The sequence below is a fragment of the Enterococcus sp. AN402 genome (assembly GCF_040719405.1).
In the GTDB taxonomy this organism is placed as follows: Bacteria; Bacillota; Bacilli; order Lactobacillales; family Enterococcaceae; genus Enterococcus; species Enterococcus faecalis.
On the sequence record NZ_JBFDTM010000004.1, the window covers coordinates 2,827,027 to 2,845,383 of the forward strand.

At 37.9% G+C, this 18,357-nt stretch carries 15 protein-coding genes; 12 read left to right on the forward strand and 3 right to left on the reverse strand.

Translation table 11 applies throughout. The features are described from left to right. The first annotated feature begins 16 nt into the window (after positions 1–16). The 11 genes from opp2D (at position 17) to AB1I62_RS15175 (ending at position 13,825) form a co-directional block, all read left to right on the forward strand. Entirely contained in the window at positions 17–1,057 is a 1,041-nt protein-coding gene (gene opp2D / locus AB1I62_RS15125; RefSeq protein WP_002367425.1) for an oligopeptide ABC transporter ATP-binding protein Opp2D, read from the forward strand. Next, complete coding sequence (opp2F, locus tag AB1I62_RS15130; RefSeq protein ID WP_002354942.1) at positions 1,057–2,001, forward strand: oligopeptide ABC transporter ATP-binding protein Opp2F; 945 nt, start codon at positions 1,057–1,059, stop codon at positions 1,999–2,001. Before opp2D ends, opp2F begins: the two co-directional genes overlap by 1 nt. Beyond that, positions 2,001–2,963 (forward strand): oligopeptide ABC transporter permease Opp2B, encoded by a 963-nt coding sequence (gene opp2B, locus AB1I62_RS15135; RefSeq protein WP_002354943.1) that lies wholly within the window; start codon positions 2,001–2,003, stop codon positions 2,961–2,963. The genes opp2F and opp2B overlap by 1 nt, the downstream gene beginning before the upstream one ends. 27 nt (positions 2,964–2,990) lie before the next feature. Next, entirely contained in the window at positions 2,991–3,914 is a 924-nt protein-coding gene (gene opp2C, locus AB1I62_RS15140) for an oligopeptide ABC transporter permease Opp2C (protein WP_002365358.1), read from the forward strand. Between the two features lie 28 nt (positions 3,915–3,942). Further along, the gene (opp2A, locus tag AB1I62_RS15145) at positions 3,943–5,721 is read left to right on the forward strand and encodes an oligopeptide ABC transporter substrate-binding protein Opp2A (RefSeq protein WP_367019395.1); all 1,779 of its coding nucleotides are present in this window, start codon (positions 3,943–3,945) and stop codon (positions 5,719–5,721) included. A gap of 329 nt (positions 5,722–6,050) precedes the next feature. Then, entirely contained in the window at positions 6,051–6,743 is a 693-nt protein-coding gene (rnc, locus tag AB1I62_RS15150) for a ribonuclease III (RefSeq protein ID WP_010777995.1), read from the forward strand. A gap of 20 nt (positions 6,744–6,763) precedes the next feature. Next, on the forward strand, positions 6,764–10,342 hold the full coding sequence (gene smc / locus AB1I62_RS15155; protein ID WP_010825549.1) for a chromosome segregation protein SMC: 3,579 nt from the start codon (positions 6,764–6,766) through the stop codon (positions 10,340–10,342). Positions 10,343–10,366: 24 nt separating this feature from the next. Continuing rightward, complete coding sequence (locus tag AB1I62_RS15160) at positions 10,367–11,194, forward strand: Cof-type HAD-IIB family hydrolase (protein WP_002359053.1); 828 nt, start codon at positions 10,367–10,369, stop codon at positions 11,192–11,194. 2 nt (positions 11,195–11,196) lie between these two features. Continuing rightward, a complete protein-coding gene (gene ftsY / locus AB1I62_RS15165; RefSeq protein ID WP_010777993.1) occupies positions 11,197–12,525 on the forward strand; it encodes a signal recognition particle-docking protein FtsY in 1,329 nt (442 codons plus the stop codon). A 296-nt stretch (positions 12,526–12,821) separates the two neighbouring features. Beyond that, positions 12,822–13,307, forward strand: a complete 486-nt coding sequence (locus tag AB1I62_RS15170) for a cupin domain-containing protein (protein ID WP_010777992.1) — start codon at positions 12,822–12,824, stop codon at positions 13,305–13,307. A 119-nt stretch (positions 13,308–13,426) separates the two neighbouring features. Next, positions 13,427–13,825, forward strand: a complete 399-nt coding sequence (locus AB1I62_RS15175) for a VOC family protein (RefSeq protein ID WP_002354951.1) — start codon at positions 13,427–13,429, stop codon at positions 13,823–13,825. A 108-nt stretch (positions 13,826–13,933) separates the two neighbouring features. On the opposite strand, the gene AB1I62_RS15180 is transcribed toward AB1I62_RS15175, so the two are convergent. Continuing rightward, positions 13,934–15,490, reverse strand: a complete 1,557-nt coding sequence (locus AB1I62_RS15180) for an ABC transporter ATP-binding protein (protein WP_367019397.1) — start codon at positions 15,488–15,490, stop codon at positions 13,934–13,936. Positions 15,491–15,678: 188 nt separating this feature from the next. On the opposite strand from AB1I62_RS15180, the gene AB1I62_RS15185 reads away from it, so the two are divergent. Further along, complete coding sequence (locus tag AB1I62_RS15185; protein ID WP_002415662.1) at positions 15,679–16,545, forward strand: helix-turn-helix domain-containing protein; 867 nt, start codon at positions 15,679–15,681, stop codon at positions 16,543–16,545. A gap of 59 nt (positions 16,546–16,604) precedes the next feature. Here AB1I62_RS15185 and AB1I62_RS15190 read toward each other — a convergent pair whose 3' ends face one another. Beyond that, positions 16,605–17,501: a YitT family protein gene (locus tag AB1I62_RS15190; protein ID WP_002365354.1), complete on the reverse strand. Its 897-nt coding sequence runs from the start codon at positions 17,499–17,501 to the stop codon at positions 16,605–16,607. A gap of 189 nt (positions 17,502–17,690) precedes the next feature. After that, positions 17,691–18,197 carry a cysteine hydrolase family protein gene (locus tag AB1I62_RS15195; RefSeq protein ID WP_010777986.1) on the reverse strand — a complete coding sequence of 169 codons (507 nt, stop codon included), beginning with the start codon at positions 18,195–18,197 and terminating at the stop codon, positions 17,691–17,693. Positions 18,198–18,357 lie beyond the last annotated feature (160 nt).

Consider the following 18,357-nt stretch of genomic DNA (forward strand, 5'->3'; position numbering starts at 1 on the left):
TTAGTTAATTTATATAATGTTTTTGAAAGGACGTAAGGGGTGCGTATGGATGCAAGGAAATGAACAATTACTAGAGGTTTCAGGATTAGAAACAGCATTTAGAATCAAAGATGATTATTATAATGCCGTCGATGATGTTTCATTTGAATTGAAGAAAAATGAGATTCTAGCAATCGTCGGAGAATCTGGTTGTGGAAAAAGTACCTTAGCAACAACGATTATGGGCTTACATGATCCCAATCATACCAAAATTACTGGGGAAATTTTATACAACAATTTAAACTTAACTACGTTTAATGAAACATTGTACAACAAAGTCAGAGGAAACGATATTGGGATGATTTTCCAAGATCCGTTGTCTGCACTGAATCCGCTCATGCGAATTGAAGACCAAATTAAAGAAAGTCTCACGTATCATACCAAAATGACCGCACAACAAAAACAAGCACGGGCCATTGAACTGTTAGATCAAGTGGGAATTCCCAACCCAGAGCGTGTCGGGAAACAGTATCCTCATGAATTGTCTGGCGGCATGCGCCAACGGGTGATTATTGCCATTGCAATCGCGTGTAAACCACCGATTTTAATTGCAGATGAACCAACAACGGCCTTAGACGTTACCATTCAGGCACAAATTCTCGATTTGTTAAAAGATTTACAAGAAGAAACAGGGAGCGGCATTATTTTAATTACCCATGACTTAGGTGTAGTTGCGGAAATGGCTGATCGTGTAGCGGTTATGTATGCGGGTCAGTTTGTAGAAGTAGCCACTGCTGAAGAATTGTTTAGTCATCCGAAACATCCATATACACGTTCCTTACTTCAGTCCATTCCCCAAGAGAATTCTGATGAAGAAGAACTTCATGTGATTGAAGGGATTGTTCCTTCGTTAACCAAATTACCTAGAAAAGGTTGTCGGTTTGCCCCACGAATTCCTTGGATTGATGCATCGGAACATGAAGAAAATCCAACATTACATGAAGTTGCACCGAATCATTATGTTCGTTGTACATGTTATAAACATTTTCATTTTAGAGACGGGGAAGGGGAAGCGTAATGACAGAAATTATTCAAATTAAAGATTTAAAAGTTCATTATCCAATTCGCAGCGGCTTCTTCAATCGAATCACTGATCATGTTTTGGCGGTTGATGGTGTGGATTTCATGATTGAACAAGGTAAAACGTATGGGTTAGTTGGTGAATCGGGTTCTGGAAAATCAACGACAGGAAAAGCAATTATTGGTTTAGAAAAAATTACAAATGGTGAAATTATTTATCAAGGACAAGATGTAACCAAGCCGCGAAGTCGAAAAGCGATTGGATACAACAAAGATGTCCAAATGATTTTCCAAGATTCGATGTCAAGTTTAAACCCTAAAAAACGAGTACTAGATATTATCGCCGAACCAATTCGAAATTTTGAACGGTTAAGTGACCAAGAAGAAAAGAAAAAAGTCAAAAGTTTGTTGGACATTGTGGGGATGCCAGAAGATGCGTTGTACAAATATCCTCATGAATTTTCTGGTGGACAACGCCAACGTTTAGGCGTCGCCCGAGCGGTGGCTACCAGCCCCAAATTAATTATTGCAGATGAACCTGTTTCAGCACTGGACTTATCTGTGCAAGCACAGGTATTGAATTTTATGAAGAACATTCAACAGGAATATGGGTTAAGTTACTTATTTATTTCCCATGATTTGGGCGTAGTTAAACATATGTGTGACAACATTGCCATTATGTACAAAGGCCGTTTTGTAGAAATCGGTACACGCCAAGATATTTACACTAATCCACAACACATTTATACCAAACGCTTACTTTCAGCAATTCCTAAAATTGACGTAGCGAACCGAGAAGCTCACAAAGAAGAACGAAGAAGAGTTGAGCAAGAGTATCGGGAAAATCATAAAGACTATTATGATGAAAATGGGCGGGTTTATAACTTACATGCGATTAGTCCAACCCACCAAGTAGCGTTAAAAAATGGAGGTGCTGAATAATGTGGAAAACAATTTTACGCCGTTTGTTATTGATGATTCCGCAAGTGATTATTTTAAGTGTCTTGATTTTCCTGTTGGCTAAAATGATGCCAGGTGATCCGTTTACAGGATTGATTAATCCGAACCAAGACCCGAAAGTGATTGAAGCCATGCGCGAAGCTGCCGGGTTAAATGATCCTTGGTACGAACAATATTTCCGTTGGATTGGCAATGCCTTACATGGAGATTTTGGGCATAGTTTTATCTTTAAGTTACCTGTGTCCACGCTCATTGCTGGTCGGGTGGGGAATACGATTGCATTGGCCGCTGTGTCAGTTATAATCACGTATTTAATCGCCATTCCTTTCGGTTTAATTGCTGGCCGTTACCAAAATTCATGGTTTGACAAAATGGTGGTTATCTACAACTTCTTCAGTTTTGCCGTGCCATTATTCATCTTTGCCTTGATTATGCTCTTTATTTTTGGGTATCGCTTAGACTGGTTCCCAACGAGTGGAACCGTGACTGTTGGTTTGGCTGAGGGAACGTGGCCGTATTATTTAGATAAACTGAAGCATTTAATTTTACCAGGGGTCACTCAAGCGTTGCTAGGGACAGCGGTCACTATTCAATATTTGCGCAGTGAAGTGATTGATGTTAAAAACATGGACTTTGTTCGTACTGCTCGTTCAAAAGGAGTGCCAACGAATAAAATTTTTAATCGACACATTTTTAGAAATGCAGCATTACCAATTGCCTCTCAATTAGGTTATGAAATTACTGCTTTGATTGCCGGATCAGTCGTTATTGAAAAGATTTTTGCTTTCCCAGGAATTGGAAAATTATTTATTGATAGTATCATTCAACGTGACTATTCCGTTATTACCGCTCTCGTGTTGATTTTGGGATTGGCAACCCTTATCGGAACCTTAATTTCTGATATTGTAATGAGTATTGTTGATCCAAGAATTCGAATTCAGTAGAAAAAACACGAAGAAAGGGTGATAAAAATGGAATTGACAGAAGAAAAAAGAGAAGAAGTCTTACAAGAAAGTATTCCACCAATGGGCTTTCGGATGATTGCGCGAGAATTCGTCAAAGAAAAAATGGCGATGTTTTCTTTAATCCTTTTGGTCATTATCTTATTAGCCGTTTTTATCGGTTCGTTAGTGTTAGACCAAAGTGCCGTTATGCATGTAAGTATTTTAGATAAGTATGCGGAACCAGGTACCGTTACAATGAATGGCACCAAGTTCATTTTAGGTGCCGATGAAGGGGGTCGTGATGTTTTAGGACAATTGATTATCGGGGCTAGGAACTCGATTTTAATCGGTTTTGCCATTACGATTATTACGTCTATTATCGGGGTCGGTTTAGGGATTATTTCCGGTTATTATGGAGGCATGATTGATAATATTTTGATGCGTATCGTGGATTTTATTATGATTTTGCCAATTATGTTAATTATTATTGTGTTCGTTTCCGTGATTCCTAAATATAGTATCTGGTCCTTTATTTGGATTATGTGTGCGTTTTATTGGGTTGGAAAAGCGCGGTTGTTCCGCAGTAAAACGTTATCTGAAGGGCGCCGAGATTACGTTAGTGCCTCTAAGACAATGGGAACAAGCGATTTTAAAATTATGTTTCGAGAAATTATGCCGAATTTAAGTTCATTAATTATTACGAACTTAACGATTAATTTCGCGGCCAATATCGGGATCGAAACAACGTTAACTTTCTTAGGCTTCGGGTTACCACAAAGTGTCCCAAGTTTAGGAACCTTAATTGGCTACGCCAGCAGTGGGGATGTATTAGTCAATAAACAATGGGTTTGGTTACCTGCATCAATTCTAATTTTAGTCTTGATGTTAAGTATAAACTATGTTGGACAAGCATTTAAGCGCTCAGCAGATGCACGACAACGATTAGGCTAATTAGCCAAAAAATGAGGGAGGAAAAGAGATGAACAAGAAACGGATTTTAGGTGCAATCACGTTAGCTTCTGTGTTAGTATTCGGGTTAGCTGCATGTGGTGGCGGCAATAAAGGCGGGGGCAATAAAGCAACGGAAACAGAAGACATTTCAAAAATGCCAATCGCTGTTAAAAATGATAAAAAAGCAATTGATGGCGGGACATTAGATGTCGCTGTAGTTATGGATACACAATTCCAAGGACTTTTCCAGCAAGAATTTTATCAAGACAACTATGATGCACAATACATGCTTCCAACGGTACAGCCATTATTTAACAATGATGCAGACTTTAAGATTGTCGATGGGGGTCCTGCGGATCTGAAATTAGATGAAGATGCCAATACAGCAACCATTAAATTACGTGACAATTTGAAATGGTCTGACGGTAAAGATGTGACGGCAGATGACGTGATTTTCTCTTATGAAGTCATTGGTCATAAAGACTATACAGGGATTCGTTATGATGATAACTTTACGAATATTGTTGGTATGGAAGACTACCATGCTGGTAAATCGCCAACCATTTCTGGCATAGAAAAAGTCAATGATAAAGAAGTTAAAATCACTTATAAAGAAGTTCACCCAGGAATGCAACAATTAGGTGGCGGTGTTTGGGGTTCAGTTTTACCAAAACATGCCTTTGAAGGAATTGCTGTCAAAGACATGGAGTCAAGCGATGCAGTTCGTAAAAACCCTGTGACTATTGGACCATACTACATGAGTAATATTGTGACAGGTGAATCTGTTGAATACCTACCAAATGAGTATTACTACGGTGGCAAACCTAAATTAGATAAATTAGTGTTCAAATCTGTTCCTTCTGCGAGCATTGTAGAAGCGATGAAAGCGAAACAATACGATATTGCATTATCAATGCCAACAGATACGTATCCAACATACAAAGATACTGAAGGGTATCAAATCTTAGGACGTCCCGAACAAGCCTACACGTATATTGGCTTTAAAATGGGTACGTTTGACAAAGAAACCAATACAGTGAAATACAATCCAAAAGCTAAAATGGCAGATAAAAGCTTACGTCAAGCCATGGGCTATGCAATTGACAATGATGCAGTCGGCCAAAAATTCTACAACGGCTTACGAACAGGGGCAACAACGTTAATCCCACCAGTCTTCAAGAGCTTGCATGATAGCGAAGCGAAAGGCTATACGCTTGATTTAGACAAAGCGAAAAAATTATTAGACGATGCTGGTTATAAAGACGTAGACGGCGATGGCATTCGCGAAGACAAAGAAGGCAAACCACTAGAAATCAAGTTTGCTTCAATGTCAGGCGGCGAAACTGCACAACCACTTGCTGATTACTATGTCCAACAATGGAAAGAAATTGGCTTAAACGTAACGTATACAACAGGACGCTTAATTGATTTCCAAGCCTTCTATGATAAATTGAAAAATGATGACCCAGAAGTAGATATCTATCAAGGCGCGTGGGGCACAGGTTCAGATCCTTCACCAACCGGCTTATATGGTCCAAACTCAGCCTTTAACTATACACGTTTTGAGTCAGAAGAAAATACTAAATTACTTGATGCGATTGATTCAAAAGCATCATTTGATGAAGAAAAACGTAAAAAAGCCTTCTACGATTGGCAAGAGTATGCCATTGATGAAGCGTTTGTAATCCCAACGCTTTACAGAAATGAAGTCTTGCCTGTCAACGACCGTGTAGTTGACTTTACTTGGGCAGTTGATACGAAAGATAATCCATGGGCAACGGTGGGTATCACTGCGGAAAAACGTTAAACAACGTTCCGCTGATTTAATAGAGATAGAACGAGGTCGGGACAGAAGTGTTTAACTCCGAGAAATAAGGAGGAGTTGCTTCTGTTCCCGCCGTTTATCAGTTTTTGAGCGTGGCGCAAAAATCCAAAGTGATTTTTGTCCCACGCTCTTTCTATCTCTTACGTAAACAAACGCTTTTATCTCAGTCATAGCTCTATTTATTTATTTTTTTCTAAAAAATAATGAGAACACAGTGAATAACAGGCTTTTTCTGAATAGAACCATTTAAAAAAAGTGAAAAAAAAAGTATAATGAAACAAGGTGTAAATAAATGTAAAGGAATGTGGAGAATGGACAATCAGTTAACAACAGAGTTAAAAGAACGTTACGGCATTGTTTTCCATGATGTCAATCTATTAGAGCAAGCTTTTACTCATTCATCCTATGTGAATGAGCATCGCTATTTAAAATTATCCGATAATGAACGTCTTGAATTTTTAGGAGATGCAGTTTTAGAATTAATTGTTTCACAATATTTGTATTTAAAATTCCCAGAACTTCCAGAAGGAAAATTAACGAAGATGCGCGCAGCCATCGTTCGGGAAGATAGTTTAGCCAAATTTGCGAAAGAATGTCACTTCGACAACTACATTTTATTAGGTAAAGGAGAAGAAGCATCGGGCGGACGAACACGTGCATCATTATTATGTGACTTATTTGAAGCCTTTTTAGGTGCCCTCTACTTAGACCAAAAATTTGGCGCAGCCAAGAAATTTATTGAAGACGTTATTTTTCCGAAAATTGATGCCGGTGCTTTTTCACATGAGATGGATCACAAAACACAATTACAAGAAGTTTTACAACGCAAAGGCGATGTTTCAATTGAATATCGCTTAATTAAAGAAGAAGGCCCTGCTCATGACCGCACCTTTTTCACTGAAGTTTACATGAATGGTGAACTCATTGGGTTAGGCCAAGGAAAATCGAAGAAGTTAGCTGAACAGGATGCCGCTGAGCGGGCACTGAAAAGTATTCCTCAGTAAGGCTGGAAGGAGCAATATTCGTGTATTTAAAACGAATTGAAATTACAGGATTTAAATCATTTGCAGATAAAACCATTATTGAATTTGAAGATGATGTGACAGCAGTGGTTGGTCCGAATGGAAGTGGGAAAAGTAATATCACGGAAGCTGTTCGCTGGGTATTAGGTGAACAATCTGCGAAAAACCTTCGCGGTGGCAAAATGAACGACATTATCTTTGCCGGTTCGGAAGGTCGTAAGCCGCTAAATATTGCGGAAGTTACCGTGACGTTAGACAACAGCGACCATTATTTAGCATTGGATTATAGTGAGATTAGTGTCACCCGTCGTTTAAAACGAACGGGCGAAAGTGACTTTTTTATTAATAAACAAGCGTGCCGTTTAAAAGACATTCAAGATTTATTTATGGATTCAGGGTTAGGCAAAGAATCTTTTTCAATTATTTCACAAGGGAAAGTTGAAGCGATTTTTAATAGTAAACCTGAAGACCGTCGTGGGATCTTTGAAGAAGCAGCGGGCGTTTTAAAATACAAACAACGGAAGAAAAAGGCTGAACAAAAGCTTTTCGAAACTGAGGACAACTTAAGCCGTGTCCAAGATATCATTTACGAGTTGGAAGACCAATTAGTTCCTCTAGCCGCCCAAGCAGATGCGGCTAAAAAGTATTTAGCTTTGAAAGAAGAACTTACCGAAATTGATGTCAATTTAACTGTGACCGAAATTCAAGAAGCAAAAGCTATTTGGGAAACGAAAACGCAAGAATTAACAGCCATTGAAGAAAAGTTAGCCGGCGCAAGTAAGCAAGTCCATGACTTAGAAGGCAAATTGGTACGTTTACGCAGCAAGCGCAATCGTTTAGATGAACAAATTGAAACGGAACAACAACAATTATTACAAGTGACAGAAGCGTTGAAACAAGCAGAAGGACAAAAAAATGTTTTAATTGAACGTTCCAAACACACCTCCCAAACGGCAAGCGAATACGAAGAGACATTGGCAGAAACGGCCGAAAAAATTGTTCGTTATCGAGAAGAATTGCAGACGCTGGAAACAGCAATCGCAGAAAAAACGGCACAACGTCAGACGTTAAAAGAAGCATTGGCTTTGGCAACGAAAGATGTGGAAAAATATAGTAAGTCTTCTAAAGAATTGATGGAGGAATTGCGCAGCCAGTATGTGGAAGTCATGCAAGAACAAGCCAATACAGCCAATGACTTAAAATATTTAGAACGACAATATCAACAAGAAACAGCTAAAAATCAACAATCGCTAGCAAAACACGAAGCGCTAGAAGAACAGATGGTTGAAGCTCTCGCAATGAAAGAGACGCTAGAAAAAGAGCAAAAAGTTGCAAAACAAGGCTTACAAGAACAGCTGGAAGAATACACTGCGTTGAAAGCAACGCTTGAAGCCAAACGTGAACGATTAGCACAGCGTCAAAATGATATGTACCAAGCGATGAATCAAGTGCAACAAGCGAAGGCACGCCAAAAAAGTTTGCAAGAAATTCAAGAAAATTACGCTGGCTTCTATCAAGGCGTGAAAGCTGTATTGCGTCACAAAAACCAACTAACTGGGATTGTTGGCGCAGTGGCTGAGTTAATTGAAGTGCCTAAAGAATATACGTTGGCGATTGAAACGGCCTTAGGTGGTGCGGCGCAACATATTGTTGTGGAAAATGAGAAAGATGGTCGAGCAGGCATCACCTTCTTAAAACAACAACACAGTGGCCGAGCAACCTTTTTACCATTGACTACCATTAAGCCGCGCTCTGTATCGGCGATGGTTCAGAATCGTTTGACTGGTGCACCAGGATTCGTAGGGATTGCCAGTGAATTAGTTCGTTATCCAGAACAAGTACAAACCGTTATTCAAAATCTCTTAGGCGTCACGATTTTAGCGGCAGATTTAACGAGTGCCAACCAGTTAGCAAAATTAGTCAATTACCAATATCGCGTTGTCTCATTGGAAGGCGATGTGATGAATCCTGGCGGTTCGATGACTGGGGGAGCCAATAAACGTGGCAACCAAGGAAGCCTATTTTCACAAGCGCAAGAACTTCAAACAATTACTGAACAAATGACTCAATTAGAAACACAACTAAGAAGTGTAGAACAAGAAGTCCAAGCGCTCTCGCAAGAAGTGAAAACAGCCACGGAACGTGCAGAAATGTTGCGCTCTGCTGGTGAACAAAATCGTTTAAAACAACAAGAAATTGACAATAAATTAGCCAATCAAACAGAAACGATTACTCGTTTAACAAAAGAAAAACGCTTGTTTGAATATGAATCACGTGAATTGCATCAATTCTTAACCGAATATCAAACGAAAAAAGCCACATTGACAGAGCAACAAGCAAACTTAACGGCAACGAAAGAACGTTTAGATGCTGAAATGAAACAAGTGGAACAAGAAGCTAGCCAAATGGAAACCTTTAAAGCCCAAGCGCAAGAACGCTTGACGACAGTTCAAGCAGAACAAGCAGTAGCGGCGGAACAATGTGCCCATTTTGCTCGTCAAAAACAAGACAAACAAGAACAATTGGACGAATTGTTGATTCGAGAAACGGCCATCCGTCAACAGCTACAACAATTAAGTAGCCATTCTAGCGATCACCAGTTAACCGAAGAAGGCTTAGCGGCACAAGTCGCGCAATTAGCGGAGAAACAAACAGCGTTGCAAACGTCTTTACAAACGGCACGTAGTCAACGACAAGCGTTGCAAGAAGAAGTAGACGAGTTAGATACAAAATTAGCGGAAGAAAACAAACGCCAACAACAGTATTTAGCAGATAAAACACAAATCGAAGTCCTAAAAAATCGTGCAGAAATGCAATTAGATAGCTCATTAAGTTACTTACAGGAAGAATACAGCTTAACCTTTGAAGCTGCCTATGAAGCGTATTTCCCAATCGATGATTTGGCGCAAGCGCAGCAAACAGTGAAACGCCTAAAACAAGAAATTGAGCGGTTAGGACCTGTTAACTTAAGTGCCATCGAGCAATTTGAACAAGTCGATGAGCGCCATCAATTTTTAGTCAGTCAACGAGATGATTTATTAAATGCGAAAGAACAATTATTTGAAACCATGGATGAAATGGACCAAGAAGTGAAAGAACGGTTTAAAGAAGTCTTTGAAGCAATTCGTGGCCAGTTCAAAGTGGTATTTCCTAATATGTTTGGTGGCGGACGGGCAGAACTGGTGCTAACCAACCCAGAGGATCTCTTGAATACAGGGATTGAGATTGAGGCGCAACCACCAGGGAAAAAATTACAACATTTAAGCTTGTTGTCTGGAGGCGAACGAGCATTAACGGCGATTGCATTACTCTTTTCAATTATTCGTGTTCGACCAGTTCCGTTCTGTATTTTAGATGAAGTAGAAGCAGCTTTAGATGAAGCCAACGTTGCTCGTTTTGGCCATTATTTAAGCGAATTTGAAGATGGCACACAGTTTATTGTGGTGACGCATCGTAAAGGGACAATGGAAGCCGCAGATGTTTTATATGGCGTGACTATGCAAGAATCTGGGGTTTCAAAAATCGTTTCAGTTCGCTTGGAAGAGGTCAAAGAAGGTGGCGCAATTGAAAAAAGCAATTAGCCAGAAGCAAGGAGGAGCGAACGTTTGATAAAATTAGTTGCTATTGATTTAGATGGAACATTATTAAATAGCCAAAAAGAGATTTCTTTACGGAATAAACAAGCACTGATGGCTGCGAAACAAGCAGGCGTGAAAGTTGTTATCTGCACAGGTCGACCTTTGGCAGCCATTGGTCCTTACTTAGAAGAATTAGGTTTACAAGATGAAGGCGATTATAGCATTACTTTTAACGGCGGGTTGGTTCAAAAAAATGATACAGGGGCCATTATTGAGAAAACATTGATGCCCTTGGAAGCGATTCATGAGCTGTACCAATTAGCAACCACACTCAATATGCCGTTTGATGTCTTATCCGATGAGGTCGTGATGCAACTGCCTTCTGCCCCAAATTATCCTTCAATTTATAGTTCTCTAAACAAATTATTAACCTTTGAGTCCTACAAATTAGAAGAGTTAACCCCGAATCGAATTTATAATAAAGTTGTTGTTGCGATTGATGAAGCGTATTTAAATGAACGCATCAAGGAAATTCCAGCCTCTTTTTATGAGCGCTTTGAAATTATTAAAACGCGAAATAACTTATTAGAATTTATGCCAAAAGGGATTACGAAAGCCTATGGTATTTCCTTGTTAGCCAAAGATTTAGGAATCCGTGCAGAAGAAATCATGACCCTAGGGGACGAAGAAAACGATTTACCGATGATCGAATACGCTGGCTTAGGTGTCGCCATGGCAAATGCGATTCCATTAGTTAAAGAAGCCGCAGATGTCGTCACAGACACGAATGACCAAGATGGCGTTGCCAAAGCGGTCGAAAAATATATTTTAACGCCGTTGGAAGGAGGCCAATAAGAATGGGATTTTTTGATAAAATTAAAAAAGCTTTTTCCGCTGAAAAAAAGGAAGAAGAAAAACAAGAGATAATTGAAGAAACAGTAGACGAAACACCTAGTGATGAATCAGCGCCTGCTGAATCAAAAGAAACCGCAGCAGAAGAGGCGCAAATAACGCCAGAAACGACAGCGGAAGAAGTCACAGAAACAGCCGATTTAACAGATAACGCTGAAATGGAAAAATTAGCTGATGTAGAAGAAGCGTTAGATGAAGAGCCAGAAGAAATCCTGACAGAGGAAACACAAGAAGTTGTTGTGGAAGCGCCTGAGGAAGAAAATAACGTCGTGACTCCTTTGGCAGAAACAACAGACACGCAGGTTTCAGAAGAAATTGAAGAGTCAAAAGAAGAGCAGGTCCAAGAAAAATATGAAAAAGGCTTGGAAAAAACGCGTAAAACATTTGGTCAACGGTTGAACGAATTGTTTGCTAATTTCCGAAGCGTCGATGAAGATTTCTTTGAAGAATTAGAAGAAACGTTAATTGGTGCAGATGTAGGCTTTGATACATCCTTAAAAATTACAGAAGCCTTGCGACAAGAAGTGAAACTGCGAAATGTGAAAAAACCAGCTCAAGTTCAAAATACCATCATTGAAAAAATGGTTGATTTGTATGAAGAAGCAGGAATTAATGAAAATAATGCGATTAACTTACAGCCAAATGGCTTAACCGTGATTTTATTTGTCGGTGTTAATGGAGTCGGTAAAACAACCAGCATTGGTAAATTAGCCCATCAATACAAGTTGGAAGGAAAGAAAGTTTTAATGGCAGCTGCCGATACGTTCCGAGCGGGCGCCATCGATCAATTAGTTGTTTGGGGCGAACGGGCTGGCGTTGAAGTTGTACGTGGGAATGCTGGCGGCGACCCAGCAGCGGTCGTTTTCGATGCAGTGGAACGTGCCAAGGCAGAACAGGCCGATGTTTTGCTAGTGGATACAGCAGGTCGTTTACAAAATAAAGTCAACTTAATGAAAGAATTAGAAAAAATCAAACGAGTCATCCAACGAGAAATTCCAGATGCGCCTCACGAAGTTCTCTTAGTCGTGGACGCAACTACTGGGCAAAATGCGATGACACAAGCCAAACAGTTCAAAGAAACAACCGATGTCACTGGTTTAGTTTTAACCAAACTAGACGGAACAGCCAAAGGTGGTATTGTCATTGCTATTCGGAATGAATTACACTTGCCAGTGAAATTAGTTGGTCTAGGTGAAGGCATTAACGATTTAGAACCATTTAATGCCAACGATTTCGCAATGGGCTTATTTAAAGGCTTATTAAAAGATGTTTAGTTGTAGAAAATAAACAGGTTTGGGAAGAACGTGGGACAGGAGCCTGGGACAAAAATCACTTTGGATTTTTGTCCCAGGCTCAAAACCTGATAAACGGCGGGAACAGAACCAACTCCTTCGGAAATAAGTCGAAATTCTCCAAAAATTAAAGAGCAATTTTCGGAAATTTCTTCTTATTTCTCGGAGCTAAACGGTTCTGTCCCGACCTCCTGTCCCGCCGTTTATTTTAGGATTGGGACGGATGTTCTAAGTTCTTCCTAAATTGTTTCTGAAAAAATGAAGGAGTGAGGGAGAAGATGACAGAACAAATGTGGATTGAGAAGTTAGGATTAGAAGCGCATCCTGAGGGCGGTTATTTTAAACAAACCAATAAAAGTGAACAATTGATTCCGACCAAACGAGGCGAACGGGCGTTGCATACAGCGATTTTGTTTCTATTAAATACAGAAAGTCCGTCACATTTTCATCGTTTAAAAGCGGATGAATTATGGTTTTTTCACGATGGTCAGCCGTTAACCGTTCACTGTATTTTTCCTGATGGAACGTATCAAGCTGTTCAGTTAGGGAAAGACTTAGTTCAAGGACAACAGCTTTCGTTCTCAGTTCCTGCCGGCACAATCTTTGGCTCTACAGTAGCGGCAGGATTTGCGTTAGTCAGTTGTGTGGTTACACCAGGCTTTGAGTTTGAAGACTTCGAGTTATTTACTCAAGCGGAATTGTTAAACGATTATCCACAACATAGTGAAATCATTCAGCACTTGGCTTATCGAGAATTACCTTAAGAAAACGTTTTAGTAACATTTCTTTTATGAATATGCTAGTATAAATCAAACAAGCTTGTTGATTTTGTCGCAACGCACAGTTAGCTGTCGTAGATGATTAAAAGAAAGGGATGAATCACATGGGCACAATGGTTTTTGTTAACTTCCCAGTAGCGGATGTCCAACGTTCTACAGCATTTTATGAAAAACTTGGATTCAAAAAGAACGAAGAATTTTCAACAGAGGAAGCTAGTTCGATGATGTGGGATGATCAATTTTGGATTATGTTGTTGAACCATGACTTTTATGGAAAATTTATCCAAGAAAAGCAAATTATTGATGCGCAAACAACCAGTGGAGCATTAATTTCCTTTAGTTTAGAGAGTGCCGAAGCCGTAAAACAGTTTGGCGAAACCGCCAAAGCTAACGGAGGCAACTGCTACCGAGTTGATATGGGAATACCAGAAGAGCAAATGTATGGCTTAGAGGTGCAAGATTTGGATGGCAATAGCTTAGAACCTGTCTGGATGAAGATGTAAAAAGAGCCGCAAAATCTCTACAGAAAAAATATTATAATCAAACAAAAATATACGCCATTCTTCAAACTTAGATTAAAAAGTCTAACTTTGAAAATGGTGTATATTCTTTTACATTTGAATTACTTCATCAAATTTACTAGAAATATCATTGTTTACATGATGAAGAACAGCAAGGACTGTTTTAGAACTTTCAGCTAATAGGGATAAAACTTTTTCAGTATTTTCTTTATCTGTTGAAGAAGTTGGTTCATCTACCAATAAAAATGGACGATTTTCATATAGCGCCCGAGCCAAGGAAACTAACATAGCCTCACCACCACTGATTGTGGCAGTAGATTGATTGGAAATTATTTCAAAATTGGCACCAAAAACTTTTTTACCAATTTCATGTAACTTCTCTTTATTAGGTTTATTGAAAGAAGTAATATTTTCTGCGACTGTCCCATCATAAAGCTTGGCTTTTTGGGAAACATAGCCAATCATTGTCGAGAAGTCGACTGTGCGTAATTCTTGTTGTTGATTCAATAATATTTTTCCTTGATACTGATTTATCTCTTGTGTCAACAATTTTAGGAAAGATGATTTTCCACTTCCGTTTTTACCAATGATTATATACTTTTTTCCTGAATATAATTCTAAATTAATCGGACCAATATTTTTTTCTTCATAAGTAATCAAAACATTATTAAATAAAATTGTTTTGGGAACTATAGAAGAATGAAGAAGTTCAGGTTCGGTGGAAAGCAAGACATCATTGACTTTGCGAATCTCTTTTGTAGAATAAAGTTCTGTTAATACAGTTGAGAGCCAAAAAATAGGAGTAGTAATTGTTTCGACAGATTGTGTTATCGCTAATAGTTCGGGAAAAGTCAATTCTTGCTGGCGAATTAAAAAAATACCTATTAATAACAAACCAATTTGAATAAACCACCCACAAGTATCATTAATAACTGTTATCGTTGATTGGAAAAAATTATTCTTGACAAAATGTTTTTCAGCTTCTTTGTTTTTTTGAGAAAAACGAGGAAAGAGACGTTTGCCAATAGAAAAAATTTTTAATACTGCTAAGTCTTCAAAAATATCTTGCAATGTTTGTACAATATTAGCTTGTGAATCATTAAATTTTTTTTGATATATAGCGATTTTTTTGACAAAATGTTTCGTTGTAAAAAAAGAAATCAACGTTAAGGCTAATAAATAGAGCCAAATATGCCAATTAATTGTCAGAATTAATAGCGAACCTAGAGAAAATGAACAAATAAAATAAATCAAACTAATTAGCGCACCTAGATATTTTTTTATCACAAAAGGATTGTCAATCGTCATTATTTTAACAACTTTTTCTGTAGGATATTTTTTTATTAAAGTAGCCAGCGGTAACCGAATCAAAGCTTGGTACATTTGATTATTCATTTTTTTTAAAGAACTGGCAAAAAAATGTTGTTGAACAATTTGTGATCCTAAATTAATTAAAACAAGACTAAATAGAATTCCTAAGTTGATACAAACTAAGATGTAAAAAGGTAAAGTTTGTTCTTGTTTAATATAATTGGAGTCGAATAAAATCAGTAGCGAAAAAATCGGTTTGTAGGTAGCGAAAAGTAATGTCATCAGAAATGTAGCAAGGAATAACTTTCGATTTTTACTGAATAAAAATTTAAGCATCGAGGTGGGATGTCCTTTCTATGAATAATCTAAAAGTGTGAAATTGTCTATCAAAAAAATTGGTAAACTTAATCACCTCCAGTCTATATTTGTATTTTTCTGAATTTTTGATTAGAATTATGTTAACAAATAAAATTAAGAAAAAATCAGTTTGTACACTTTAGTCACAAGTATTATAAAAAGGAGTGATGGTGGTGAAATGGAATTTTGGGAAAGTTTATAAGGAGGTAAGAGAGTCTAAAGGTATTTCGCAGAAAAAAATTTGTCATGAAGCATTATCCAGAACAACCTTATCCAAATTAGAAAATTGTAAAATAATGCCCAGTTATCAAACTATGGAGTATTTATTACAACAAATAAATATGAGTTTTTCTGAGTTCGAGTATATATGTAATGTTTATCAGCCCCAGGAAAGAGAGTGTATCATTGAAGAATTCAATTCTTTAATAAATAATACAGACAAAGTGAATATCAAGGACTTGCTAAAACGATGCGAAAAATTTTTAAAAATAACGGATGATTATTATATCAAAGATATTCAGATGCTATTAAAAGCTCAGTTAGCCTTCCAATTAGAATCAATGAGTAGCAATGTGTGCAAATCGAAACTGCTAATTAGTCAAATTTGGACTAGATTAGAGAAAATGGATGTATGGTATTATAATGAGATTCGCTTACTTAATGGTATTTTGTTTTATTTCCCACTTGAAACAATCGAAGCCATATCCGATAAGTTATTGTATTCTTTAAAGAAATACAGTACATATGCTAAAATTAAAGATCTTGAAATATCTATATTGACTAATTTATCAACCATTTATTTGAAAAATTGTAAGATGGCTGAGTGTGAAAATGTTTTGCTTCGAATGAAACAACTAGCACTAGATTTAAAACGATATGATTTTTTAGGCGTTTATTTTGTTAGAATGGGAATTTGTGAAAAAAATAGCGTACTAATAGAGCGAGGAATGAAAATCTTAACATTAACCGATGAAAACGAATTAATCGAAGAACTGAATAAAGAAATCGAATTTTTTAAGATGACTGAACAATAGAGTATAAATTAAGAGCCGCAAAATCTCTACAGATTTTGCGGCTCTTTTCCTACAAAAAACTATTGTAAATTATTGGCATTAGTTGCTTCAACACCATAAGAATCAGCTACTTTTTTCAAGCTAAATCCTTTTCCGTAGACTTCACTCGCACTCATTGAAATCAAAAAAGCTTCTTCATCAATCTCAAGAATGGCTTCTTTTAAGCGGGGAAAATCTTTTTCACGAATGACAGTCATTAAGAGCATGCCTTTCGCGCTTCGATAACCGCCTTCGATTGGCACCAAGGTCACACCTTTATCTAGTTCACGTAATAAGCGTTCTTGAATAGCGACATATTTTGGTGAAATAATCATCACATTCTTCGAGCGAACCAGACCAACTTGAATCATGTCAACGACACGACCAATTGTAAATAAACAAATTAAAGAGAATAACACAATATCTGCATTAAAAGCATACATTGCTGATAAAATGACTAAACCATCGACGAATAAAATAGCAATACCTAAGGAAACTTTGAAGTATTTATTGACAATTTGTGAAATGATTGCTGTCCCACCAGTTGAGGCATTGCCACGGAAAACCAAGCCTAGGCCAGCACCTGTAATAATACCGCCAAATAATGCTGCTAGAAAAATATTATGTGTTAAAACAGGCATCCCCGAAGTAATTCCTACAAAAAATGGATAAATAAGACTGCCATAAATGGTTTTGACACCGACCTCTTTCCCAAGAAGTAAGAAACAAAGCACTAAAAGAGGAATATTGATGGCGTAAAGAACAATGGCGGGACTAATCCCGAAAACATAATTAATAACAATACTAATGCCATTGGCTCCGCCTGCGACAAGTTTATTTGGCAATAAGACCGCATTGATTGAAATGGCCAAAATGAATGCGCCGACTGTTACATAGGCGGTGTCTTTTAAACGTTGGGCTGTAAAAAATTTGTTCATAAAATACCTCCAATTATTTATTAGTTTAGTGAATGATGACATAAAAAAAGACAGAACATGAGAGACAAGCCTAATCGACTCATGTCCCACACTCTAAATCTTCAACTAATCAACTGAACACTTTTTCCTTATACTAACATGAAATACGACAAGAAAACATAGTGAACAAACAATTTTTTGGAAAAGCCCTCAATTTATTGAAGGTAAAAAAGTCAAAAAGCGGCCAGCCCAAATAGCTTCATGATGTTGGATAATTTGTGCCGCGGTTAAATGTCCATTATCCAAGGTGGAAGTGGTTTTCGGTGTCATCAAACATGTATAGCCTAAACCATGAGCCATCCGAATTGTAGTGTCCACACAAAACTCGGTTTGGACACCAGCGATTTCTAACGTTTGAATGTCGTGTTCCGTCAGTAAATCATTTAAATTTGTTTGGTAAAAGGCATTCGCATGTGTTTTGCGGATGAAAAAATCTGTGGGTTGTGTATCCAGCTTTTCAAAAAGTTGCCAAGAGTCTGAGCCAAAAGGTAGTTCAGTTTCTTCATGTTGAACAAAAATAATGGGCGCATGGTGTTGGCGGTAGACAGCAATACGCTGATTGACCTTTTCCAACACTGCTGGCAGACGGTACAATTGCTGCGACGGACTTTCGATGCCTTTTTGAAAGTCAATTAAAAGTAATGCACGATTTTTCATGAGCAATCCCCACTTTTTATAAACTAGTTGTTTTCAGTATAACGGAAAAAGGCGCTCTCAAAAAGTGTCTCGAAAATTCCCAAGCGAACGTTCAAAAAAACAGCATATTTACTCGTTTTCCTATATAATAGTAAGAGAAACAGATAGTTTGTAGAAAGAA